Below are 22,838 nucleotides of genomic sequence, written 5' to 3'. Positions count from 1 at the left end.
CGAGCCTCCGTCCGGTCAGGCCGGCCGCCGGCTGCGGCCGACGGCGAGGAGCCGGAACGCGTACGGCGCGGCGGGATCCGCTTCCGCGGCGCGATACACGGCGTCGAAGGAGCCCGCGATGGCGGAGCGGCTGAAGCGTGACCGGATCGGGGTCGCGATCCGCTCGGGAGGCACGTCCTCGAACCGCTCCGCGGCGAGCAGGATGCCGCTTCCGAACGAGGCGGGAGAGAGCTCGTCGACGATGACGCCGTTCGCCTCGCTCACGTAGTCGGTGAAGCCGCCGACATCCGCCGCCACGACCGGCCGGCCCGCCGAGAGCGCCTCGGCCGCGGCAGCGAAGAAGGTCTCGCTCCGGGTCGGGCCGAAGAAGACCCGGGCCCGCGCGTAGTAGCCGAAGACGTCATCCGGGTCGACGAAGCCGGTGATCCGAACGCGGTCGGCGACCTGCAGGTCGCCGGCCTCCCGTTCCATCTCGGCACGCATCGGACCGTCGCCGACCCAGGTGAGACGGGCGTCGACGCCCTGGTCGGCGAGCCATCGAAGGGTGCGCACCGCGACGAGGGGCTGCTTCCCCTCGACGATCCCGCCGACCGACACGAGTTCGAGCGGCGGCGAGGCCGGCGGCGCCGACACCGGCTCGGGGTTCTCCACGACGCAGGGGACGACGGACACGCGTTCGGCGGAGCTGAATCGCACCAGCACGTCGGCCAGCTGGCGGCTGACCGCCGTGAGCCGGGCAGGGGCGCGGAGCACCCCACGCAGCCATGCCAGCCGTCTCCATCGGGGCGACACGTACTCGGGGTGCGCGACACCGCTCCAATGCTCGGTGTGCACCCAGGGCGTTCGGCCGAACGGCGCCGCGGCCAGCAGCACGCCGATCGACGAGAACGCCATCGTGTGCACGACATCCGAGGAGCGCACTGCCCGACGGACCGCGGCGAGCGTGGCGAGCGCCGTGAGCGGATGTCTCGCCGAGAGCGGCAGGCGGCGGACCCGCACTCCGTGGTAGACCTCGTCCGCCGCCCGCCCCGTCGCGCCGAATCGCACGTGGAGGACGCGCACCTCGGCGACATCTCCGATCGCCTCGGCATGCCGGAGGTTGAACGGGGCCTGCGTCGGGCGGTCGTCGCTCGGGAACCAGGTCGTGAGGACCACCACCCGTCGCGGGGTCCTGCCACCGCGTGCCTCCCGGCCCATGTACTCTCCCCTTCGCAATCGTGCGGCCGGGCATCGCCGACGATCCGGCGCCCGACCTCGTTCAACGATAGACGGCGCCGGCCTCCACCCGGGGGCGAGGGTGGTCCACCCCGACCGGTCACGCGAGCACCGGGTCGTATGATTGCTGAGTTTGGTCATGAGGCGCGCAGCGCCCGAAGGGAGTCAGCCTGATGAGGATCGCGGTCGTCGCGATGGGGAAGATCGGTCTTCCGCTCGCCGTGCAGTTCGCGTCGAAGGGGCACGACGTCATCGGCGTCGACGTGAACCAGCACACGGTCGACACGATCATGGCCGCGCAGGAGCCGTTCCCCGGGGAGGCCGGTCTCCAGGACGCACTCACCGAGTTGGTGCCTGCCGGCCGCCTGCGAGCGACGACCGACTACGGAGCGGCGATCCCCGAGGCCGACGCCGTGGTGATCGTCGTGCCGTTGTTCGTGGACGCGGACGCCCGGCCGGACTTCGGCTGGATGGACGCAGCGACCCGGTCGGTCGCGGAGCACCTCACCCCGGGCACGCTCGTCAGCTACGAGACGACGCTCCCCGTCGGAACGACACGGTCCCGGTGGAAGCCGCTGCTCGAGGAGATCTCGGGCCTCGTCGAGGGCGAGGACTTCGATATCGTCTTCTCCCCCGAGCGAGTGCTCACCGGCCGCGTGTTCGAGGACCTCAGGAAGTACCCGAAGCTCGTCGGCGGGCTCTCCGACCGAGGTGCGGCCCGCGCGCTCGACTTCTACCGGGCAGTGCTCGACTTCGACGATCGGCCCGACCTGACGACCCCGAACGGCGTCTGGGACCTCGGCAGCGCCGAGGCGGCCGAGTTCGCGAAGCTCGCCGAGACGACCTATCGAGACGTGAACATCGGCTTGGCCAACGAGTTCGGCCGGTACGCCGAGACCATCGGCGTCGATGTCTACAAGGTCATCGAGGCGTCGAACTCGCAGCCGTACAGCCACATCCACCGTCCCGGCATCGCCGTCGGCGGCCACTGCATCCCGGTCTACCCGCGGCTCTACCTCTGGAACGACCCCGCCGCGACGGTGGTGCGTGCGGCGCGCGAGGCGAACGCCGCGATGCCGGCCCACGCGGTCGACCTCCTCGAGTCCGCGTACGGCGACCTCCGCGGCGCCCGCGTGGTCGTGCTCGGTGCGGCGTACCGCGGCGGCGTGAAGGAGACCGCCTTCTCGGGCGTCTTCGCGACGGTCGACGAGCTCGTCGCCCGCGGTGCCGTGGTCTCGGTCCACGACCCGCTCTATGCGGATGAGGAGCTCGAGCGGATCGGGTTCACGCCGTACTCCCTCGGCACGCCGGTCGACGCAGCGGTCATCCAGACCGACCATCGGGACTACGCGGAACTGACCTCCGACGATCTCCCGGGCGTGAAGGCAGTCGTCGATGGTCGGCGAATCAGCACGCGCGGGTCGTGGCCCGGAAGCGAGTACCGCGTCATCGGCGCCGCCTGAGCGGCATCCGACATCCGGAGGTCGCCGGCGTGACGCGCGCGCCGGCGACCTCGCCGATCAGGCGCTGACGGGTGCCGCCGTCGACGGCTCGGCATCCCGGGCCGCTTCGACCGCTCCGAGACGACGGGCTTCCAGGACCGCGATCACGATCGCCGCGCCGAAGGCGAGGGTGCCGATGGCCCACACGGTCATCGGGGAGACGGGGCTCTGCCACCACCATTCGATGCCGCGATCCAGATTCCAGTCGTGATTGTCGAGACCCGTGAGGTACCGACGGAGGTTCACGTGCAGCGCGACCGCATTGGACACCGAGACGGCCACGGCGAGGATGACGAGCTGCGGCGTCGACAGCCGAAGGTGCTTCGCCCCGACGACGAGGAGCGCGACTCCCCCCGCCATGACGACCAGCGGAAGGATGTACCGCGGCTGGACCTCGTAACCGACCGGCACCTTGCTCTGCAGGAGGATCCAGGCCGGGAGCGTCCACGCTGCGCCGATCACGAGTGCGAGTGCGAGCCACTTCCTGAGCGAGCTCGACGCGATGCCGACGAACATCATGCCCGCGAACACGAACGCGGAGCCGACTGTCACGATCCCGGGCAGGGGGGTGTCCAACCATCCGAGGCTCCAGGTTCCGAACGTGCCGAGCCACAGTTCGGGCACGCGGACCAGGTTGTCGAGTGCGAGCGTTCCCGTCGTGAACCCCGGGGGCAGGTCGTGGTCGCCGAAGCCGCCCGTCACGACGCCGGACTGCCGGCCCGTGAAGAGGAAGCCCGCGATCATGATGAGGACGACGGCTGCCGGGAGGATCGCCCCGAGCAGCGCCCGTCGATCGCGACGGAGGGTGAGCACGATCGCGACGATCGCGCCGATCGCGCCGTACACCGCCGCGTCCGTGCGGGCTCCGGCCCCCAGGATGGCCGCCACCACGCCGAGGACACCCAGCGCCACCCGGCGCCACCCGGCACTCTCCGCGTAGCCGACGAACGACAACCACACCGTGCCCGCGGAGATGATCGCCCACGAGCTGGGGTTGTTCGACGCGAGGAGGAACGTGGTCAACGGGATCAGCCCGATGGTCCATGACCAGAGCAGTGTCGCCCGTCGCGGCACGGGCAGGAGCCAGAAGAGCACGGTCGTGGTCGCGACGAAGAGCACGACGTTGACGAGCCGCATGACCATCGCCGAGGTCCCGACGTCCGCGCCTGCGAACAGACTCATGAAGCCGTAGAACACCGGCGGGTATCCGCCGTTGAAGTTGCCGCGGGTGGTCTCGGTCATACCCCCGGCTGCCGTCGTCTCCTGGCAGACGCCGCTCTCGGCGGGCTTGAAGGCGTAGCAGGTCGGTGCCGACGCGATCTCCCGCGCGACGCTGCGCGTCTCGCTGTCCCCGGTGCTCTCGCACAGTCCGGGCCGATCGCCCGTCGCGCACCAGACACTCGTCAGGTGGAAGTCATCGTCGGGGCTCGACCCGATCGGGGAGGAGACGGCCCACGCGGCGAGTGCGATCAGGAGCAGTGCGGGCACGAGGAAGAGCGCCTTGAAGCGCCGCCTCATCGACGTCGGGGGGGCAGAATTCACCCAGTCAGCCTAGCGGCCGAGTCACGGCCGACCGGCCGCCCCGGGGTCAGGCCCTCGGCCCGGTCGGGAACTGCGCAGCGAACGCCGTCGACACGCTCAGCCAGGCGGAGCCGCCGCTCAGTTCGGCGAACCTCGCCATCGAGGTGATGGGCAGTTTCTGACCATCCTTGAGCTGGTAGATGCTCCCGTCCGGCGTTCGGATGAAGGCGCTCGCATCGATGCCGCGCTCCAGCAGCCTGCACGTGAACTCGTCGAGCGCCGTGTACTTCACCGGGAAGGCGCTCGCGAGCGTGGGATCGACGCGGTGGACGGCGCCTCCCGCACTCACGAGGTTCTCCGTCCCACAGGCGATTCCGAAGCCCAACGGCCCGGCCGCGGTCGGGTAGGCGTCGAGGCGTTCCTGCGTCGTGTAGGTCCATGAGGTGATTCCCGCCTCGTTCGTGTAGACGAAGTTCGAGATCGGCACCTTGTTCGTCACGCCGTTCACGAGGTAGATCGTCGCTTCGCCCGGGGTTCGCACGAGACTCCCGGCGGTGAGCGCCACGGGACCCTTCGGGAGCGTCGAGATCATCGCGGCGGGCACGACGGCGATCTTCGGCGACGTCGAGTTCTGCAGCGCCACCAGCGCGCTCCACGAGCCGACCGGCAGAATCTGCGAGCTCATCACGATGTACACGGTGGCGGAGTCCGCCGCCTTGATGGCCGAGCCGACCGTGACATCGCCGAGCAGCCCGAAGCTCTCGACGAACTCCTGTGATGCCGGCACCTTCGGCGCGTCGCCCGATCCCACGCCGCCGGTCCACCGGTACCTGCCCGTCCCGCTCAGGATGCTCTTGGTGCCGTCGGTCGAGCCCGTGACGACACCCCGGAAGGGGATGCCCGAATCCGGGATGAGCGCAAGGCTCTGGGGCCGGAGCGTGCCGGAGGATCGTGCGGGCAGGCCGGATGCCGCGGCGGCGCCGGCGTCGACGGCGTACTTCGAGCCGGCGCTCAGGAAGAAGTAGCCGCCTCCGCGTCGGGTGAGCAGGACGGAATCGCGCACGATCGGGGGTCCGAACGCGAGGCCCGCGACGGCGTTCTCGGTGAGCACGTTGTAGCCGCCCGAGATCCCCGCTTCCGCCTGCGATCGGTCGTCGAGTATCTCGCGTCGCGTCCCCTGCGTCACGTAATAGCGAGACCCCTCGGTGGTCCCGAGCACGGAACGCATGGCCGGTCCGGTGACGAACGCGCCGACCTGCTCGGCGGTCAACTGCACGAAGCCTGCCGAGGTGCACGATCCGCCGTAGTCGACGACGAGTTGGCAACTCGTGAACGGCAGCTTGATGCCGGCGTCGTAGAAGTAGATGGTCCCGTCCGGCCCTCGGATCACGCGGCCGACGGGCTGCAACGTCGTGTACCGGTCGAGGTACGCCTGGGAGACGAAGCTCACGGGGCCGAGCGGCGAGAGCGCGGTCAGCGTCGACAGGCTCGTCACCGGATACTTGACCGAACCGGAGACGAGGTAGACGGTCGCGTTGTCGGCAGTCCGGACCAGGCTCGACGGACCCGTCGGCGATCCGAACCAGTCCGAGTAGATCCGCCAGAAGTTCCGGTTGCCGTACGCGCTGCATGCATCGCCGGTGCCGTAGAGATTCGCGAGCGCAGCTGCGTTCGGCTGGTACGGCGTGTAGTTGTACAGCCCCGCGGTGGCTTGGTTCCTGATGAAGACAGCGCTCGACCCGCACGTCGAGTCCGGGTGGAAGCGGATGTAGTTCGTCCGCCCCGCGACGTGGTTCCAGCCGGTGGGATTCGCTGCGTACCGCTTGAACTGCAGGGCCGCCATGTACACCTGGTTGGAGAACCCGTAGTACTGGGCGTCGCAGTCCGCAGTGTCGGGGCAGCCGTATCCGGTCGCCGATCGATACTGGCGGTCCGTCGGCCACGTGTCGGTGACGAGCCCCTGCTCCTTCTCGAGCAGTGCGAGCAGCGCCTTCTGGCTCACTCCGCACGCCACGCCCACCTTCGCGATGATCGTCGACGCACTCTCGTTCGTCGCACCGGCGTAGGGACCGCACAGCCCGCTCTCCGCTGCCCGGCTGGACGTCGTCTGCTTGTAGTCCTTCAGGCAGACGTAACCGGACCGGCACGTGGGGACCTTGCCGACGAGGAACGATTGCACCGCGGATGCGGACATCGCCCCGCCGTCGAAGAAGAGCTCATCGCTGATGAGGTACCCGGGCTGGAAGTCGGCGGCGTCGGCGGCCGCGGCGCTCGGAGCGGCGCCGGTGATTCCGAGCGGCAGGATGACGGCGATGAGACCGATGGTTGCCGCAATCCTCCCGAGGGCGCTCATGGGATCTCCAGATCGATCGGTTCCGATGTGGTCGTCTCACCGGAGAGGCCCTCGTAGGCGAGGACTGCCATCCACGTCCCGCGGTCGAATCGCTCGAGCGGCACCTGGCCCGACGAGCAGGAGGTGGACATCCGGTCGGCGACGCCGGCCTGCTCGATCGTCACGACGTCGGCGTCGTGGGTGAACTCGAACACGCACCGCCCCCCGTCCTCGATGACTCCGGAGACGTATCCGGTCGCGAGCACGCTCGTGCCCGCGACATCGACTCCCACCACGACGAGGACCGCCTCGCGCGTCGTTGGAGCCTCCGAGTTCACCGGCTTGTCGGCGGTCTCGGTGGGGGCCGGGCTGTCGGACACGCCGAGAGGCGCCGACGGAACGGTGGCGACGCAGCCCGCGAGCAGGGAAGCGGATACGGCGAACGCCGCACCGCCGGCGAATCGTGCGAACCGCCGCCTCCGAGCCGGTGTCTCCACCGTTGCACCCCCGTACTCGCGATTTCCTTCACCCTAGGCGTGCGGCCGGGAATGCCAGCGGCAACACGGCGCTGACGGAGAACGTAGAATCGTTTGGATTGCGCGTCGCCCATTCGTCACCAGGGGCCGCGGTATGCACCCACGGAGGACATGAGCATTATGGCGAGCGACGCTGAACGCCGCGCGGAGCGCATCGCGCTCGAACCGATGCGAGTGGTGGGTCGGCGTTCGCCGTTCTTCTCCGGCACCGGCCAATCGCTCGCCGAGATCTGGTCGCAGCGCGAGCTTCTGGGGCTCCTGGTGCGTCGTGAGGTGCGCGCACGGTACAAAGACAGCACGCTCGGCATCCTGTGGAGCCTCTTCCGGCCGATCGTCTCACTGCTCATCTACTACTTCGCGATCGGCCAGATCCTGGGTCTGGCGCGGGCGATCCCGGATTTCGCCATCTTCGTGTTCGTCGGCCTCACCACCTGGGGACTCTTCAATGAAGTCGTGGCGAGTTCGACGACGTCGCTCCTGAGCAACGCCGGGCTCGTGAAGAAGGTCTACCTCCCGCGCGAGATCTACCCGTTGAGCGCCGTCGGCGGGGCGATGTTCAACTTCTTCGTCCAGTTCCTGGTGCTGCTCGCCGCCATCTTCGTCCTGGCCAGCTTCCCGACCGACGAGCGGCTGCTGCTCGCACCGCTCGCCATCATCATGCTGACCCTGTTCTCGACCGCCGTCGGGCTGATCCTCGCCGGAGTCAACGTGTACCTGCGTGACACCCAGCACCTGGTCGAGGTGGCACTGGTCGTGCTCTTCTGGGCTTCCCCGATCGTGTACTCGTTCACGTTCGTCCACGACGCCCTGCAGGGCGGGTGGTTGGAAGAGCTCTACCTTGCGAACCCGGTCACCATCGCCGTGATCTCGATGCAGCGCTCGCTCTGGGCCGCCGGGGACGAGGCGACGGGCGCATTCGCGCAGACATGGCCGGAGAACCTCGAGCTCCGCCTCCTCGTCATGCTCGTGGTGAGCGTGGGCCTCCTCTGGCTCGCCCAGCGGATCTTCAATCGCCTGCAAGGCAACTTTGCACAGGAGCTCTGACATGCAGCACCCCTCGCTGGTCTCCGTCCAGAACGTCTCGAAGCGATTCGTCATGCACAAGGACAAGTCGCTCAAGGAGCGGCTGGTGAACTTCCGGACCTCGCGCAAGCACGTCGACGACTTCTGGGCACTTCGGGATGTCACCATGGAGATCCCGGTCGGTTCCACGGTCGGCCTGGTCGGGCACAACGGCTCCGGCAAGAGCACGCTCCTCAAGGTCATCGGCGGAATCCTCGAACCCACGGCGGGCACGGTCTCGAGGCGGGGCCGCCTCGCGGCACTCCTCGAACTCGGCGCCGGATTCCACCAAGACCTCACGGGTCGCGAGAACGTGTACCTCAACGCATCGATCCTGGGCCTGTCGCGCCAGGAGACGGATCGTCAGTTCGACGACATCGTCGAATTCTCCGGTATCGGCGACTTCATCGACACGCAGGTGAAGTTCTACAGCTCCGGGATGTACGTGAGGCTCGCCTTCGCCGTCGCGGTCCACGTCGACCCCGACCTGCTCCTCGTCGACGAGGTGCTCGCGGTCGGAGACGAGCCGTTCCAACGCAAGTGCATGGAGAAGATCGCGCAGTTCCAGCACGAGGGCCGCACGATCATCCTCGTCAGTCATTCAGCGGATCAGGTCGGCAGTCTCTGCGACCGGGTCGTCGTCCTGCACGGCGGCCTGATCCGGCACGACGGCGACCCCGCGGAGGGCCTTCGGATCCTCCGGGCGGGATACGAGGAGGATCGTCTCGCCGCGGTCGTCCACTCGCACACCGGTCGCGAGGCGGAGCCGTACATGTTCCGGTCGATCGACTCGCGCACGGTCGTGAGTGATGCGCGAATCGATGTCGAGATCGACATCGACGTCGAGATCGTCGACCCGGTTCCCGGTTGGGGCCTCGGCTTCTCGATCGAGACTCCGCTCGGGCTCCGGCTGTACGAGGTCACGACCTTCGACCTCGACACGTCGCTTCCGGTGGCGAAGGGCGTGCATCGGATCACGGTCACGCTTCCCGACCTCCGGCTCGGCCCGGGCAGGTACATCGTCAACCTCGGCCTCGGGGACGAGACGGGGCGCAACTTCGATCAGGCGCCGGGGGCGACGAGCTTCAACGTCCCGGTGCTCGCACCCGGCTCCGGAACGCTCCGCCTCCTCCCGAGCGTCAGCGCCGCCTGACGCTCGGGAGACGGCCGGTCACGTCAAGCGTCAGCTCGCCCGCTTCCGACTGTGCTCGAGCGAGCCGGCTCGGATCGCGCCCTCGTCGGCCAGGTCGACGAGGGTCGACGCGCGATAGCTTCGCCATTTCCGCACCTGGAACGCCGGGTTCGCGACCAGCCAGTACAGCTTGCGTCGCCAGGAGTAGTCGCGATCCCGGAGGATCCGGAGCGAGTCGCCGACGATCCCTCGAAGGGTGAGCCGCAACTGCGAGGCCCGGGACATCCGTGGGATCGGGAACCCGATCTGCCGGAGTCCGACCGTCTCGTCGAAGATGCGCCGCCCGTACTCCGCGAGGGTCAGGTCGTTCGAGTGCTCCACGGCGGCACGCGGCGCGTACGCCTTGCGGTAGCCCGCCTCGATGACATCGCGGCCGAAGAGCTGGTCCTCCGCGTAGCGCACGTCGCGGTAGGGGATCTGTTCGAGCAGGAAACGTCGTCGCGCCGCCGAGTTCACGTCGGAGTAGAAGCCCAGCGCGCCGAGGGTGCCCTCGTCGGACATGGATTCGTCCTTGTAGAACACCGAGGTGCCGAAGTCCGGTCCGAATCCGGCGAACACGCCCTTGATCTCGTACTTCAGCAGCGGGAAGCATCCCGGCCGCGGCACCTGCTTGCCCATGACCGCCACGATGCGCTCGTCCATCGCGAACGGCGCGATGAGCTCCCGCAGCCAATCCTCGTTGGTGGGCACGGCATCGTGCGTGAGGTAGGCGATGAACTCGCCCCGGGCGAGTCGGGCTGCGAGATTGCGCGTCTTTCCATGGCCGAACTCGGAGTTCGGGATCTCGTGCAGCCGCACCTCGGGGTGGCGGCGGACGATGTCGAGCGTCGCGTCCGTCGACCCGGAGTCGATGACGAGCACCTCGAACCCGCCGTCCAGCCGCTGGCGGCGCAATTGCTGCAGGATCCGCTCGAGGTACTCCTCGCCGTTGTAGGTGAGGATCGCCACCGTCACGATGGGCTCAGGCATCCACGTGCCTCCGGATCTCGTCGTAGGTGCGCCGGACGCCGTCGTCGAGCGCGGTCAGGGGGAATTCGCCGAACTCCGATCGATAGCGGTCGGTGTTGAGCACGACCCGGTCGACGAACGTGGGCGGGATGCGCCGCTCCTCGATCTCGAAGTCGATTCCGGTGACCCGGCGGAGCGAATCGATGACCTCGTTGACCGAATAGCCGACCCCGCTGCCCATGTTGTACAGGTCGTGGACCGTCGACCGCCCGACGATCGGCAGGATCATGCGCACGAGGTCTTCCACGAAGACGTAGTCGCGCACCATCGATCCATCGCCGAACCGCACCACGGGCCGGCCGAGCACGATCTGGCGGAGCGCGATCGGGATCAGCCCCTGCTTCGAGTTCGGCTTCTGCCGGGTGCCGTAGGGGTTGGAGACCCGCAACACCGTCGACCGCAGGCCGTGCTTCGCGCGGAAGTATCGCAGGTAGTGCTCGATGGTGAGCTTGCCGATCGCGTACGGCGAGATCGGCAGGGCGCGATCGGTCTCGGCGTACTCGAGCTTGCCCTGGTCACCGTAGATCGCGCCGCCCGTCGAGGCGAAGTAGACGTGTTCGACTCCGGCGGCGACGCACGCCTCGAGCAGTTCCACCGTCTGCGCGACGTTGGTGCGGATGTCGAGGGTCGGGTCGGCCTCGGCGGTCGCGGGCGTCGTCGTGGAGAGGAAGTGGAAGACGAGCTGCTGTCCCCCGACCGCGGTCTCGAGATCCGCGCGACTGAGGAACTCCCCCTGCAGCACGGCGGGCGCGGTGGACGCGAACGTCGGCCGCTGCGAGCTGAACCGGTCGAACGCGGTCACGTCGTGCCCGCTCTCGACGAGCGCGTCGACGAGGTGGGAGCCGATGAATCCGTTGGCACCGACGACGAGCGCCCTAGCCACGCATGGCCCGTTCGAACGCGCTCAGGAACTGGGCGCCCGAGTCCTCCCAGTTGACGTTCTCGACCGAGGCCGCCATCGCGATCGAACGCTCGACCGCGTCGGGACGATCGAGGACCTCGACCATGCGACGGGCCATCGCCGCGGGCGACGGCTTGACGTACTCGATGAACGGGTTGTCCGACACGAGACGGTTGTTGGGGCCGTCGTTCACCACCGGGGCCACACCCGACGACATCAGCTCGAGCGGCAGCAGGGACATGTTCGAGAGGGACATCACGAGTCCGGCGGCGCAGCGGTTGTAGACGTCGTTCAGTTCGGTGATGTCGAGGGTGGCCAGGTTCCGGTAGGCGAACGGCAGTTCCCAGCCCGAGACATCCCAGCCGGCGAGATTGATGGTCACGTCGGGCTTCAACTTCGCGAACTCGCTCAGCGTGAGCACGCCGAACTCGAAGGCGCGACGCGCGGTCACCGGCCGTGCATAGAAGAAGACCTCGCTGCGACGCTCGCGGTTCGTGACGCTGTAGTGGGTCTTGTCGACCGCGAAGTCGAAGTGGTCGGTGGTCATGGCGTACTCGTCGTGGAGCTTCGCCGAGAGCCATCCGCCGGCGGTGATGCCGTGGAATCCGAAGCGGTACGTGTTCTCGGCGAGCATCGACTCCGTGCCGAGCGGGTAGAAGCTCGGCTCGAAGTCCTGGACGAAGTAGAAGCGACGCGCCCGCGACGGGTCGAGATAGGCGGGATACGCGGTCTCCCAACCCGTGGCGAAGATCGCCTGCGTCGTGGGCAGCACGCCGGTGCTGGCGTCGTACATCACGATCTCGGCATCGACATCGGCGTACGCGGAGCGCGACGTGACCATCGCCTTGATGTCCGCGATGCTCACCGGCATCTCACTGCTGCGATACAGGTAGATGCGGCAGCGGTGCCCGGCGAGCTCGGCGAAGCGGATGAATCGGAACAGGTTCTGGTGACCGCCGCTTCCGTCGCCGGGCGGGGACATGATCCAGGCGATCTCCACCGGACCCTCGGCCACCGAGATCGGGTCCTCCATCGCCGGGGGGCGCACGGTCCAGTCGACCCGGGAGGCATCGCCGAGGTCGACGAGCATCGCCGGTCGGTGTCGGGCCACCCGCGCATGCGCCTTCGCGAGCACCCTGGCCGCGAATTCCCTCGGGCCCTCGTCGCGAAGCACCCGGAACGGGCGCATCATCTTGTGCGCCACTCGCGAAGCCATGTACCACCGTCCTTGTCCGTCACCCGCAGGCCCCTGGCCGCTCGCCGGAAGACCGGGAGTACCGGGACCGGTGGCGGCCACGCCTGCGCCGACAGGCAAGTCTAGCCCGCCGCCTTCCGCCCGCCGTCATCGACGGCACGCTCGGACGAACCGGCGGCGCGCACCGAATAGGATCGATGGGATGTCCGCTGCCCCGCTGGACCGCTTCGCCGTGGTCACCGTCTCGTACAACTCGAGCGCGCAACTGCCCGAGTTCCTGCGATCCGTCAGGATGCAATCACTGCAACCCGAGGCGATCCTCATCGCGGACAATGCCTCGGCCGACCGGGAGGCCGCGCGGGCCTCGGCTTCGGAGTTCGGGGCGGAGCTCGTCGAGCTCGAGCGCAACGTCGGCTACGGCGCGGCGATCAATGCGGCGGTGGCACGGCTGCCCGAGGCGGTGCGGTTCGTGCTGATCGCCAACCCCGACGTCGACTTCGGCGACGACGCCCTCCGGGTGCTCCTGGAGTCGGCGGTGCACGACCAGACCGTCGGCTCGGTCGGGCCGCGCATCCTCAACCCCGACGGCTCCACCTACCCCTCCGCCCGCAAGGTCCCCTCGCTGCGCACGGGGATCGGCCACGCGCTCCTCTCGGGTCCGTGGCCGTCCAATCCCTGGTCGCGCGAGTATCGCGGCGAGGGCACCTCCCCCACGCATCCCCGTGCCGCAGGCTGGCTCTCCGGTGCCTGCCTGCTCGTGCGTCGGTCCGCGTTCGAACAGGTGGGCGGATTCGACCCGGAGTACTTCATGTACTTCGAGGACGTCGACCTCGGCTACCGCCTCGGGCGAGCGGGTTGGGTCAACAGGTACATCCCGTCAGCCGTGGTCACGCATATCGGCGGACTCTCGACGCGGGCGGAGTCGCGTCGCATGCTCATCGCGCACCATGAGAGTGCGGTGCGCTTCGTGCGCCGTCGCTACGCGTCGCCGGTGCTCGCGCCGGTGCGCTGGGCGCTCGTACTCGGTCTCAGGCTGCGCGCACGCCATCTCTCGCAGGGACTCGACTGAGCGATCCCGCTCGCCCGGAGCCACGCCGTGGCGTCAGCGCGAGCCCGCGAGCCGCTGCAGGTAGGCGCCGTACCCGCTCTTGGCGAGCGGCGCGGCGAGGGCGTTCAGCTGCGCGTCGTCGATCCACCCGGCGCGCCAGCCGATCTCCTCGATGCACCCGATCTTGAAGCCCTGCCGGTCCTCGATCACCCGCACGTACTCGGACGCCTGCATCATCGACTCGAAGGTGCCGGTGTCGAGCCAGGCGGTGCCCCGGTCGAGCACCTGCACCTGCAGCTTGCCCGCCTGCAGGTAGCGCTCGTTCACCGTGCTGATCTCGAGCTCGCCGCGCGCACTGGGCTCGATGGTCTTCGCGATCCCGACCACGGAGTTGTCGTAGAAGTAGAGGCCGGGCACGGCGTAGTCGCTCTTCGGCTGGGCGGGCTTCTCCTCGATCGAGATCGCTCGGAAGTCGTCGTCGAACTCGACGACGCCGTAGGCGGTGGGGTCGCTGACCTGGTACGCGAAGATGAGGGCGCCGTCCACGTCGGTGTGCGACCGGAGCGCCGATCCGAGGCCCGAGCCGTGGAAGATGTTGTCGCCGAGCACGAGCGCGACGCTCTCGTCGCCGATGAACTCCTCGCCGATGATGAACGCCTGCGCGAGGCCGTCGGGCGAGGGCTGCACCGCGTACTCGAGGCGGATGCCGAGCTGCGAGCCGTCGCCGAGCAGCGCCCGGAACTGCTCGTTGTACTCGGGCGTCGTGATGATGAGGATCTCCCGGATGCCGGCCATCATGAGCGTCGACAACGGGTAGTAGATCATCGGCTTGTCGTAGATCGGCATCAGCTGCTTCGAGATGCCCTTGGTGATCGGCCAGAGCCGCGTGCCGGACCCGCCGGCGAGGATGATGCCGCGCATCGGTCAGTTCCCCTTGCTGTTGAGCGTGTCGTAGAAGGCCCGAGCCGCTTCCCAGGTCGGGAGAAGTCCGGATGCCGCAGCCTCGGCGAGGCCGGGCGCCTCGGTGTCCTTGGGCGAGAGCAGCAGCTCACCCGCCTCCTCGGGGAAGGCGAGGCCGACCTCGGGGTCGAGCGGATCGATGCCGTGCTCGCGCGGCGCGTTGAACGGCGCCGAGACGAGGTAGCTGACCGTCGCGTCGTCGGTGAGCGCCACGAAGCAGTGTCCGAGCCCCTCGGCGATGTAGATCGCTCGACGGTCGACCTCGTCGAGAAGCACCGAGTCCCATTGGCCGAAGGTCGGCGAGCCCACGCGGATGTCGATGACGAAGTCGAGCACGGCGCCACGGGTCGCGGTGACGTACTTGGCCTGGCTCGGCGGGATGTCGGCGAAGTGGATGCCGCGGACGACGCCGCGGCGGGAGACCGACGTGTTGGCCTGCGCGAGCGAGAGCGGATGCCCCACCGCCTCCTCGAGCCGATCGAACCGGTACCACTCGAGGAACACGCCGCGATCGTCGCCGAACTGCCTGGGGGTGACCTCGTAGCTGTCGGGGATCTTCAGTTCGCGGATCTGCACCGCTGGATTCTACCAACGCGCGGGTCCGAGCCCGCGCGCGGGACCGCCTAGGATCTCCATCATGCGCATCCTCCTCACCGGCGCTTCCGGGATGCTCGGAACCGACCTGCGTGCCGAGTTCGCCGGTCACGACCTGACCCCGCTCGGTCGGTCCGAACTCGACGTGACCGATCTCGATGCGGCGCGCGCCGCCGTCGCCGGCCAGGACCTCGTGCTCAACGCCGCGGCGTACACGAAGGTCGACGACGCCGAGGCCCACGAAGCGCTCGCCTTCGCGGTGAACGCGTCGGGCGCGCGCAACCTGGCGATCGCCGCACGTGAGGCGGGCGCGAGGATCGTGCAGGTGTCGACCGACTACGTCTTCGACGGGAGCGCGACGACCCCCTACGCCGAGGATGCGCCGCGGCATCCGATCTCGGCATACGGCCGCACGAAGGCGGCCGGCGAGGAGGCCGTGCTCGCGGAGCATCCCGGCGGCGCCTACATCGTGCGCACCGCGTGGCTCTACGGCGCGCACGGGCCGAACTTCGCAGCGACGATGATCCGGCTGGCCGGCTCGAACCCCACCGTCAGCGTCGTCACGGACCAGCTCGGCCAGCCGACCTGGACGATGGACCTCGCTCGCCAGATCCGGCTCCTCGTCGAATCGGATGCCCCGTCCGGCGCGTACCACGGCACGAACGCCGGGCAGTGCTCCTGGTTCGAGTTCGCCAGGGCCGTCTACGCCGAGGTCGGTCTCGACCCCGATCGGGTGCTGCCGACCGACAGCTCCGCCTTCGTGCGACCCGCGCCGCGACCGGCGTACTCCGTGCTCGGCCATGCCGGCTGGGCTGCCGTGGGGATCCCGGAGATGCGCGACTGGCGCGAGGCGCTGCACGCGGCCGTCGCGGCCGGAGCGGTCGCCGCACCGTCGGCGTAACGGGCCACCCTCAGGAGCCGTCGCGGTCGGCTCGCTAGGATGAAGCGCGTGTCAAGACTCCTCGTGACCGGCGGCGCCGGTTTCATCGGCTCGAATTTCGTCCACTACGTGCTCGCGAACACCGACCACACCGTCACCGTGCTCGACAAGCTCACGTACGCCGGCAACCTCGCCTCCCTCGAGGGGTTGCCCGCGGACCGTTTCCGGTTCGTGAAGGGGGACATCTGCGACGCCGCACTCGTCGACGAGCTGTTCGGCGAGCACGATGCGGTCGTGCACTACGCGGCGGAGAGCCATAACGACAACTCGCTCGACGAGCCGCGCCCGTTCCTCGACACGAACATCGTCGGCACCTACACGCTGCTCGAGGCGGCGCGCAGGCACGACATCCGTTTCCACCACATCTCCACCGACGAGGTCTACGGAGACCTCGAGCTCGACGACCCGGCGAAGTTCACCGAATCGACGCCCTACAACCCGTCGAGCCCGTACTCGTCGACGAAGGCGGGCAGCGACCTGCTCGTGCGCGCCTGGGTGCGCTCGTTCGGCGTCCGGGCCACGATCTCGAACTGCTCGAACAACTACGGTCCGTACCAGCACGTCGAGAAGTTCATCCCCCGTCAGATCACGAACGTGCTCCGCGGCGAGCGGCCCAAGCTGTACGGCAAGGGCGAGAACGTGCGCGACTGGATCCACGCGAACGACCACTCCTCCGCGGTGCTGACCATCCTCGACACGGGCGTCATCGGCGAGACCTACCTGATCGGCGCCGACGGCGAGAAGAACAACAAGCAGGTCGTCGAACTGATCCTCACGATCCTCGGGCAGCCTGCCGACGCCTACGACCACGTCGTCGACCGCCCCGGTCACGACCTGCGCTACGCGATCGACTCCACGCGCCTGCGCTCCGAGCTCGGGTGGGCACCGCAGTTCTCCGACTTCGAGGCCGGCCTCGCGGACACCATCGCCTGGTACCGCGACAACGAGGCCTGGTGGGCACCCCAGAAGGACGCGACGGAGGCCCGGTACCGGGCGCAGGGGCAGTAGGCCCTCGAACCGTCCACCGCGCCCACTGTGGACGAGGCCGGGCGTGCATCAGCCCGGCGCACTAGTGTGGGCGGAACCGCTTCAGCGACCGGCCACGGAAGGAGCGAGGTGACCACCCTCCGACTCATCGTCGACCAGATCATCGCACCCGTCCCCGGCGCCCTCGGCAGGTACACGTACGACCTCGCGCGGGCGATCGTGGCGGCCGCTCCCCCGGGCTGCGATGTCGAGGGCATCGTGTCCTCGTCGCTCCCCGAGGACTACGACCGAGTGCTCGCCGCCGTGCCGGGCCTCTCGGGCCTCTACAAGACCTCGCTCGCGCGCCGCGAGCTCGCCGGCGCCTGGCAGCTGAACGTCACCACCTCGCCCGGGGGCGGGATGATCCACAGCCCGAGCCTCTTCGCCCCACTGCGGCGGCACGACCGGGCCACTGACGGCAACCAGGTGGTCGTCACGGTGCACGACGTGCTCGCCTGGACGCACCCCGAGGCGCTCAGCGCGGCATCCGTCGCCTGGCAGAAGGGCATGCTCAAGCGCGCCCGCCGTCACGCCGATGCCGTGGTCGTGCCCACGCACGCGCTCGCAGAGCGGCTCCAGGGCATCGCCGACTTCGGCGCGCGCGTCCGCGTCATCGGCACGGCCCCGCGATCGGGGCTCTCGCTGGGCCCCGACCGCGCCGAGCGCGCCGCCCGGCTCGGACTCCCCGACGACTACATCGTGACCACGGGCACCCTCGAGCCCCGACGCGGCGTGGTCGACGTGTTCGCGGCGCTCGGGCGCCCGGGGGTGCCCGAGGTCCCCGTGGTGGTCATCGGGCCGCAGAGCTGGGGCGACCAGCACCTCGCAACGGTGGCCGAGGAATACGGTGTCGACCCGCGGCGGGTGCGTCACTTCGACGAGCTCGACGCTGCCGACCTCGCCGTCGTGCTTGCGGGCGCCCGGGCATTCGTCGCCCCCGCCCACGATGCCGGGTCGGGCACGGAGCTCATCGAGGCGTTCAGCCTGGGCACTCCCGTCATCCATTCCGATGCGCCCGCGTTCGTCGAGGTCGCCGCCGACGCCGGCATCACCGTTCCGGTCGGCGTGGGCGACGGGTTCGCCGATCGACTCGCCGCGGCGATCACCTCCGTCGTCGAGCAGCCGGGCATCGCCGAGCGCCTCGCGATCGCCGGGCACGACCGGAGCCGCGCCTTCAGCTGGCGTGACACGGCCGAGCGCGTCTGGCAGTTGCACGCCGACCTCTAGCCACGCGTGACCCGACGGCCGCGGCCGGGCGCAACCGCACCCGTCCGGTCCGACGCCGGTCAGCCGTCGGCGGGTTCCTCCGTCGGCGGCGCGATCGCCTGCTGCACGAGCTGCCGGATGTACTCGTAGTCGGGATCCTCGGGGTCCACCCCGTTGTCGGGCACCATCTCGACGGCGATGACCGGGAGCTCCTTGGTCTTGCGCGCCAGGTCGACGAAGTAGCCGAGCATGCCCTGCGGCACGTCGGTCTTCACCACCTGGGTGCCGGCGGCCGCGATCTCCTGGAACTTCGAGAGCACGTTCGCGGGGTTGAACTGCGCGAGCACGGCCTCCTGGATCTGGAGCTGCCGGGCCATGCGGTCGTAGTCGCTCGTGCCGTGCCGTGAGCGCGCGTACCAGAGGGCGTGGTAGCCGTCGAGATGCTGCTCGCCCGCGGGGATCCACTCGGCGACGGTCGTGAACGTCTCGTCGGCGTGGATCGGGATGTCCTCGGGCACGTTGATGGTGACCCCGCCGAGCGCGTCGATGAGGTCGAGGAAGCCCTGCATGTCGATGAGCACGTAGTACTGGATCTCGAGCCCGGTGATGCCCTCCGCGGCATCCCGCATCGCCTCGATGCCCGGCTCGGAACCCTGCGAGACCGCCTCGGGATACATGTCGGGGCTCTTCAGCTCGACCTCGGTGTAGATCGAGTTGAGCATGCAGACGTCGACCTCGCAGCCGTCGATCGCGCCGTAGCCGTCGGGGTAGAGCTCGTGCAGCGGCGAGTCGTCGTTGAACGGCACGTCCACCATGTTGCGTGGCAGGCCGATCGACACCGCCTGGCCGGTGTCGGCGTCGATGCTCACCACGCGGATGCTGTCGGGCCGAAGCCCGTCGCGGTCCGGCCCCGCGTCGCCGCCGAGGAGCAGCACGTTGTACCGCCCGTCGATCGGCGGCTCGCTCGGCCCGGCCACGAACACCGACGAGAGGAACCCGCTCGCGGTCGTGGCGAGGTAGGCGCCGTAGGCGGCGGATCCCGAGAGGAAGAGCATGAGCACCGCCGTGAGCCCCGCGATCCAGCCGCGCGCCGACGGCGCCGTCTTCACGAGCCGCACGAGTCGCAGCGTGTCGAGCGTGAGCACGAACCAGACCACCGCGTAGAAGGCGAGGACCGCGGCCACGATCCAGAGGGTGATGCTGGTCGAGAACATCGTGTAGAGCGCAGCGGGCGCCAGGAGCCACGTCACGAGGGCGACAACGGCGAGCGCCCACAGGGCGAGCGTCGTGCCGAGCCCGAAGCGGCCGAGCTTGCGGTCCCCGGCGAGCACCTGCGGCGACCCGGGGATGAGGAAGTTGAGGCAGACGAGCCACCAGGCCCGCCGGGTCATGACCGTGCGGGACGCGGCATCCGGGAATCGGATCGGGCTTGCGGCGATGCTCATCGGGTGGACTTCAGCCGTTCGTTCTTCTCCTCGACGAGCGCGGCGAGGGACGTCGCGTAGTCGGCCAGCGCGCCCTGGAGCGCGGCGTCGGCGGTCGCGAGGATCTTCACGGCGAGCAGGCCCGCGTTCTTCGCACCGCCGATCGACACGGTCGCGACGGGCACGCCCGCGGGCATCTGCACGATCGAGAGCAGCGAGTCGAGCCCGTCGAGGCGCGACAGGGGAACGGGAACGCCGATCACCGGCAGGGTCGTGACCGCGGCGAGCATGCCGGGCAGGTGCGCCGCCCCTCCGGCGCCCGCGATGACGACCTTGAGTCCGCGATCGGACGCGGACCGGCCGTAGGCGATCATCTTCTCGGGCGTGCGGTGCGCAGACACGACCTCGACCTCGTGCGCGACGCCGAACTCGTCGAGCAGCTCGGATGCCTCGCGCATCACGTTCCAGTCGGAGTCGGAGCCCATCACGACGCCGACGAGGGGGGTGGGGTTACCTGCTGTCACCCGAAAATACTAGGGCGACCGGCTGGGAGAAGCCGGACGGCACGCTCAGCCCGCCCGTCTCAGTCCTGGAAGACGGCCGCGGCGGCGCGCGCCTCGTAGACGACGTCGTCGAGGTCGGGTCCGATGGCGGTGACATGGCCGACCTTGCGGCCGGGTCGCGGATCCTTGCCGTAGTTGTGGATCTTCACCGTCGGGTGGCCCTCGAGCGCCTCGGCGTAGCGGTCGGCGAGGGTGCCCTGCTCGGGTCCGCCGAGCACGTTGACCATGACCGCCCACTCGTCGTGCGTGCCGGTGCCGCCGAGGGGCAGGTCGAGGACCGCGCGGAGGTGCTGCTCGAACTGGCCGGTCGTGGAGCCGTCCATCGACCAGTGGCCGCTGTTGTGCGGCCGCATCGCGAGCTCGTTCACGAGGATGCGGTCGTCGGTGGTCTCGAAGAGCTCCACCGCGAGCACGCCGACGACGCCGAGGCGTTCGGCGATCGTGATCGCGACGTCGGCCGCGACGTCCGCGAGCCGGCCGGCCGAGTGCGGCGCCGGGGCGATGACCTCGCTGCAGACGCCGCCGACCTGCACCGTCTCGACGACCGGCCACGCGGCGACCTCGCCGCCGGGGCGCCGGGCGACGAGTTGCGCGAGCTCGCGGCGGAACTCCACGAGTTCCTCGGCCAGGAGCGCCCCCTCGCGGCCGTCCTCCGCGAGACCGGCGAACCACTCGGCCACCTCGGCGGCCGATCGCACGACGCGCACGCCCTTGCCGTCGTAGCCGCCGCGCGGGGTCTTCACGACCGCCGCGCCGCCGTGGTCGGCGATGAAGTCGTCGAGCTCGCCCACGGTCGTCACCCGCGCCCAGTCGGGCACCGGGAGGCCGAACTCCGAGAGGCGCTCGCGCATGAGCAGCTTGTCCTGCGCGTAGCGCAGCGCGTCGGGGCCGGGGCGCACGGGAACGCCGGCGTCGACGAGCGCGTGCAGCACGTGCTGCGGCACGTGCTCGTGGTCGAAGGTGATCACGTCGACGCCCCGCGCGAACTCGAGCACCGTCGTGACGTCGGTGTAGTCGCCGACGCGCTCGGCGGCGATCGCGGCGGACATCCCCTCGGCCTCGGCGAGCACGCGCAACTCGACGCCGAGCTCGATCGCCGCGGGCACCATCATGCGGGCCAGCTGCCCCGCGCCGATCACTCCGACTCGCACCCGTTCGCCCCGTTCCGCTCGATGCGGCGCCGTGCGCGCCGCGACATCCCAGTCTAGGCTCCGGCCCGTATGGGAGGATCGGTACCGTGTCCGGTCGCGTGGTCCCCGTGCTGCGACGTGCGTGGACGGGATTCCTCGCCTACCTCGTGAAGTTCGGCGTGGTCGGGCTCATCGGCCTCGTGATCGACGTCGCCCTCTTCAACGCGCTGCGCCTCGGGGCGTTCGGCGACGGCTGGATCTCCACCGCGATCGGGGCGAAGACGGTGTCCACGAGCGTGGCGATCATCTGCAACTGGATCGGCAACCGCTACTGGACGTTCCGCAGGCATCGGCGCCGCAACTACGTCCGCGAGTTCGCCGAGTACCTCGTGGTGTCGATCGGCGGCATGCTCATCTCGCTCGCGTGCCTCTGGATCAGCCACCACCTGCTCGGCTTCACGAGCCTGCTCGCCGACAACATCTCGACGAACGTCGTCGGCCTCGCGCTCGGCACGGCCTTCCGCTTCGTGCTCTACCGTTACTGGGTGTTCGGCCACCACCGCTCCGACGGGCTCTCCAACATCGCGCGGGTCGAGGAGGCGCAGCGGAGCCTGTTCGAGGAACCCGAGCCCGTCGATGTCGGCACCACGGCGCCCGCGACCGACGCCCGGCCGCAGCACGGCGACGCGTCGACGGATGCCGCGGCGCCTCCGATCCCTCGCGAGCGCTGAGCCGCCGGCTCGAGCCCGAGTGTCTACTCGGCTTCGGGCGCCTGGAACCAGGGCGGGTACACCGCGACGCGGGTCGTCGCCCCGACGGCCCGCAGCGCCTGGCGCACGCGGTCGCGCACCCGGTCGTTGCCCACCGCGATGAGCGCGAACCGCTCGAGCGGCACCTGCGCGCGCACGTGGAACTCCGCAGGGCGCAGCCCCGCGCCGTCGTCGAGGCGCGTGAGGCGCACGAGCAGGCGTTCGACGGCGGCCCAGTCGGATGCCGCGACGCCGGTGCCGGCCGCGACGTCCGCGTCGCTCGCGACCACCTCGCCGGGCACGTCGGCTCGTGCGCCGAGCGCGGCGGCGACCGAGCTCACGAGGATGACGTGGTCGGCGGCCGGGCGCCGCACCTCCTCGTCGGCGAGGCGCGGGTCGGCGGCGCCGGCGCGCACGGCCTCCCACAGCGGCGCGTCGACGCTGAGGAAGAACGGCACGTAGTCGGCGAGCACCCCGTGTCCGCCCGGTGCCGGCGCGGTGCGCCGGTAGTCCCGCAGCGCGGGCGCCGCGATGTCCACCACGGGGTTCGCCCCGGGGTCGCCGTGGTCGGCGAGCACCGCGCCGGCGCCCAGGATGCGGCCGAGGTTGTCGATGTGCGTCACGTGGTAGACGCGCGTGCCGCGGACGTCGACGGGCGCGCCGAGCGAGGGCGCCCGGCCGGCCGCGGCCCGGGGGCGCGCGGGGGTGCGCGTCGAGGTCGTGGCCCGCTGTAG

At 69.7% G+C, this 22,838-nt stretch carries 21 protein-coding genes; 8 read left to right on the top strand and 13 right to left on the bottom strand.

All coding sequences use genetic code 11. The features are described from left to right. Positions 1–15: 15 nt before the first annotated feature. A complete protein-coding gene (locus EDM22_RS11350) occupies positions 16–1,158 on the bottom strand; it encodes a glycosyltransferase family 4 protein (protein WP_170964099.1) in 1,143 nt (380 codons plus the stop codon). Between the two features lie 230 nt (positions 1,159–1,388). Between EDM22_RS11350 and EDM22_RS11345 the strand changes: the two genes are divergently transcribed. Next, complete coding sequence (locus EDM22_RS11345; RefSeq protein WP_122937169.1) at positions 1,389–2,678, top strand: nucleotide sugar dehydrogenase; 1,290 nt, start codon at positions 1,389–1,391, stop codon at positions 2,676–2,678. Between the two features lie 57 nt (positions 2,679–2,735). Here the strand turns inward: EDM22_RS11345 and EDM22_RS11340 are convergent, their stop codons facing one another. Genes EDM22_RS11340 through EDM22_RS11330 form a run of 3 tightly spaced genes read right to left on the bottom strand, consistent with a single transcriptional unit; the run spans position 2,736 to position 6,950 of the window. Continuing rightward, positions 2,736–4,259, bottom strand: a complete 1,524-nt coding sequence (locus tag EDM22_RS11340; protein ID WP_138708070.1) for a DUF2142 domain-containing protein — start codon at positions 4,257–4,259, stop codon at positions 2,736–2,738. Between the two features lie 46 nt (positions 4,260–4,305). Beyond that, positions 4,306–6,591: a hypothetical protein gene (locus EDM22_RS11335; protein ID WP_122937167.1), complete on the bottom strand. Its 2,286-nt coding sequence runs from the start codon at positions 6,589–6,591 to the stop codon at positions 4,306–4,308. Next, complete coding sequence (locus EDM22_RS11330) at positions 6,588–6,950, bottom strand: hypothetical protein (RefSeq protein ID WP_138708069.1); 363 nt, start codon at positions 6,948–6,950, stop codon at positions 6,588–6,590. The genes EDM22_RS11335 and EDM22_RS11330 overlap by 4 nt, the downstream gene beginning before the upstream one ends. Before the next feature lie 267 nt (positions 6,951–7,217). On the opposite strand from EDM22_RS11330, the gene EDM22_RS11325 reads away from it, so the two are divergent. Then, a complete protein-coding gene (locus EDM22_RS11325) occupies positions 7,218–8,150 on the top strand; it encodes an ABC transporter permease (RefSeq protein WP_245989336.1) in 933 nt (310 codons plus the stop codon). 1 nt (position 8,151) lies between these two features. Continuing rightward, positions 8,152–9,321, top strand: a complete 1,170-nt coding sequence (locus EDM22_RS11320) for an ABC transporter ATP-binding protein (RefSeq protein ID WP_122937164.1) — start codon at positions 8,152–8,154, stop codon at positions 9,319–9,321. Between the two features lie 30 nt (positions 9,322–9,351). Here EDM22_RS11320 and EDM22_RS11315 read toward each other — a convergent pair whose 3' ends face one another. From EDM22_RS11315 to EDM22_RS11305, 3 genes are read right to left on the bottom strand one after another with little or no spacing between them, the layout of a single operon-like run. After that, positions 9,352–10,329 (bottom strand): glycosyltransferase family 2 protein, encoded by a 978-nt coding sequence (locus tag EDM22_RS11315; RefSeq protein WP_122937163.1) that lies wholly within the window; start codon positions 10,327–10,329, stop codon positions 9,352–9,354. Continuing rightward, the gene (locus tag EDM22_RS11310; protein ID WP_122937162.1) at positions 10,322–11,251 is read right to left on the bottom strand and encodes an NAD-dependent epimerase/dehydratase family protein; all 930 of its coding nucleotides are present in this window, start codon (positions 11,249–11,251) and stop codon (positions 10,322–10,324) included. Before EDM22_RS11310 ends, EDM22_RS11315 begins: the two co-directional genes overlap by 8 nt. Further along, positions 11,244–12,485, bottom strand: coding sequence for a rhamnosyltransferase WsaF family glycosyltransferase (locus EDM22_RS11305; RefSeq protein WP_138708068.1), 1,242 nt, complete (start codon positions 12,483–12,485; stop codon positions 11,244–11,246). The genes EDM22_RS11310 and EDM22_RS11305 overlap by 8 nt, the downstream gene beginning before the upstream one ends. Positions 12,486–12,666: 181 nt before the next feature. Here EDM22_RS11305 and EDM22_RS11300 point away from each other — a divergent pair, with 181 nt between their 5' ends. Continuing rightward, positions 12,667–13,533, top strand: a complete 867-nt coding sequence (locus tag EDM22_RS11300; RefSeq protein WP_122937160.1) for a glycosyltransferase family 2 protein — start codon at positions 12,667–12,669, stop codon at positions 13,531–13,533. Between the two features lie 33 nt (positions 13,534–13,566). On the opposite strand, the gene rfbA is transcribed toward EDM22_RS11300, so the two are convergent. After that, positions 13,567–14,433, bottom strand: a complete 867-nt coding sequence (gene rfbA, locus EDM22_RS11295; RefSeq protein WP_122937159.1) for a glucose-1-phosphate thymidylyltransferase RfbA — start codon at positions 14,431–14,433, stop codon at positions 13,567–13,569. Positions 14,434–14,436: 3 nt separating this feature from the next. Next, the gene (locus tag EDM22_RS11290) at positions 14,437–15,048 is read right to left on the bottom strand and encodes a dTDP-4-dehydrorhamnose 3,5-epimerase family protein (protein ID WP_122937158.1); all 612 of its coding nucleotides are present in this window, start codon (positions 15,046–15,048) and stop codon (positions 14,437–14,439) included. A gap of 61 nt (positions 15,049–15,109) precedes the next feature. Between EDM22_RS11290 and rfbD the strand changes: the two genes are divergently transcribed. The 3 genes from rfbD to EDM22_RS11275 all read left to right on the top strand — a co-directional run bounded on the left by rfbD (position 15,110) and on the right by EDM22_RS11275 (position 18,259). Continuing rightward, entirely contained in the window at positions 15,110–15,967 is an 858-nt protein-coding gene (gene rfbD, locus EDM22_RS11285) for a dTDP-4-dehydrorhamnose reductase (RefSeq protein ID WP_122937157.1), read from the top strand. Positions 15,968–16,015: 48 nt separating this feature from the next. Further along, complete coding sequence (rfbB, locus tag EDM22_RS11280) at positions 16,016–17,014, top strand: dTDP-glucose 4,6-dehydratase (RefSeq protein ID WP_122937194.1); 999 nt, start codon at positions 16,016–16,018, stop codon at positions 17,012–17,014. Positions 17,015–17,122: 108 nt separating this feature from the next. Further along, positions 17,123–18,259 carry a glycosyltransferase gene (locus tag EDM22_RS11275; protein ID WP_122937156.1) on the top strand — a complete coding sequence of 379 codons (1,137 nt, stop codon included), beginning with the start codon at positions 17,123–17,125 and terminating at the stop codon, positions 18,257–18,259. A 59-nt stretch (positions 18,260–18,318) separates the two neighbouring features. Here the strand turns inward: EDM22_RS11275 and EDM22_RS11270 are convergent, their stop codons facing one another. From EDM22_RS11270 to EDM22_RS11260, 3 genes are all read right to left on the bottom strand, one after another. After that, positions 18,319–19,683, bottom strand: a complete 1,365-nt coding sequence (locus EDM22_RS11270; RefSeq protein ID WP_122937155.1) for an LCP family protein — start codon at positions 19,681–19,683, stop codon at positions 18,319–18,321. Continuing rightward, positions 19,680–20,147 carry a 5-(carboxyamino)imidazole ribonucleotide mutase gene (purE, locus tag EDM22_RS11265; RefSeq protein WP_122937154.1) on the bottom strand — a complete coding sequence of 156 codons (468 nt, stop codon included), beginning with the start codon at positions 20,145–20,147 and terminating at the stop codon, positions 19,680–19,682. The genes EDM22_RS11270 and purE overlap by 4 nt, the downstream gene beginning before the upstream one ends. Before the next feature lie 98 nt (positions 20,148–20,245). Continuing rightward, a complete protein-coding gene (locus EDM22_RS11260; RefSeq protein WP_376917935.1) occupies positions 20,246–21,508 on the bottom strand; it encodes a 5-(carboxyamino)imidazole ribonucleotide synthase in 1,263 nt (420 codons plus the stop codon). Between EDM22_RS11260 and EDM22_RS11255 the strand changes: the two genes are divergently transcribed. Continuing rightward, a complete protein-coding gene (locus EDM22_RS11255) occupies positions 21,463–22,086 on the top strand; it encodes a GtrA family protein (protein ID WP_245989335.1) in 624 nt (207 codons plus the stop codon). The genes EDM22_RS11260 and EDM22_RS11255 overlap by 46 nt on opposite strands. A gap of 23 nt (positions 22,087–22,109) precedes the next feature. On the opposite strand, the gene EDM22_RS11250 is transcribed toward EDM22_RS11255, so the two are convergent. Beyond that, on the bottom strand, positions 22,110–22,838 hold a 729-nt coding region (locus tag EDM22_RS11250; RefSeq protein WP_122937152.1), incomplete at its 5' end, for a DarT ssDNA thymidine ADP-ribosyltransferase family protein.

This window comes from Agromyces tardus (assembly GCF_003710805.1).
GTDB lineage: Bacteria > Actinomycetota > Actinomycetes > Actinomycetales > Microbacteriaceae > Agromyces > Agromyces tardus.
The sequence above is the reverse complement of the archived record's forward strand: the minus strand, read 5'-3'. Positions and strand labels throughout refer to the sequence as shown.

What these genes read in the sequence shown, in the direction of transcription:
- EDM22_RS11300 (WP_122937160.1), top strand. Translation starts at nt 12,667, where the DNA reads ATGTCCGCTGCCCCGCTGGACCGCTTCGCCGTGGTCACCGTCTCGTAC.
- EDM22_RS11270 (WP_122937155.1), bottom strand. Translation starts at nt 19,683, where the DNA reads ATGAGCATCGCCGCAAGCCCGATCCGATTCCCGGATGCCGCGTCCCGC.
- EDM22_RS11305 (WP_138708068.1), bottom strand. Translation starts at nt 12,485, where the DNA reads ATGGCTTCGCGAGTGGCGCACAAGATGATGCGCCCGTTCCGGGTGCTT.
- rfbD (WP_122937157.1), top strand. Translation starts at nt 15,110, where the DNA reads ATGCGCATCCTCCTCACCGGCGCTTCCGGGATGCTCGGAACCGACCTG.
- EDM22_RS11325 (WP_245989336.1), top strand. Translation starts at nt 7,218, where the DNA reads ATGAGCATTATGGCGAGCGACGCTGAACGCCGCGCGGAGCGCATCGCG.
- purE (WP_122937154.1), bottom strand. Translation starts at nt 20,147, where the DNA reads ATGGGCTCCGACTCCGACTGGAACGTGATGCGCGAGGCATCCGAGCTG.
- EDM22_RS11335 (WP_122937167.1), bottom strand. Translation starts at nt 6,591, where the DNA reads ATGAGCGCCCTCGGGAGGATTGCGGCAACCATCGGTCTCATCGCCGTC.
- rfbA (WP_122937159.1), bottom strand. Translation starts at nt 14,433, where the DNA reads ATGCGCGGCATCATCCTCGCCGGCGGGTCCGGCACGCGGCTCTGGCCG.
- EDM22_RS11315 (WP_122937163.1), bottom strand. Translation starts at nt 10,329, where the DNA reads ATGCCTGAGCCCATCGTGACGGTGGCGATCCTCACCTACAACGGCGAG.
- EDM22_RS11320 (WP_122937164.1), top strand. Translation starts at nt 8,152, where the DNA reads ATGCAGCACCCCTCGCTGGTCTCCGTCCAGAACGTCTCGAAGCGATTC.
- EDM22_RS11345 (WP_122937169.1), top strand. Translation starts at nt 1,389, where the DNA reads ATGAGGATCGCGGTCGTCGCGATGGGGAAGATCGGTCTTCCGCTCGCC.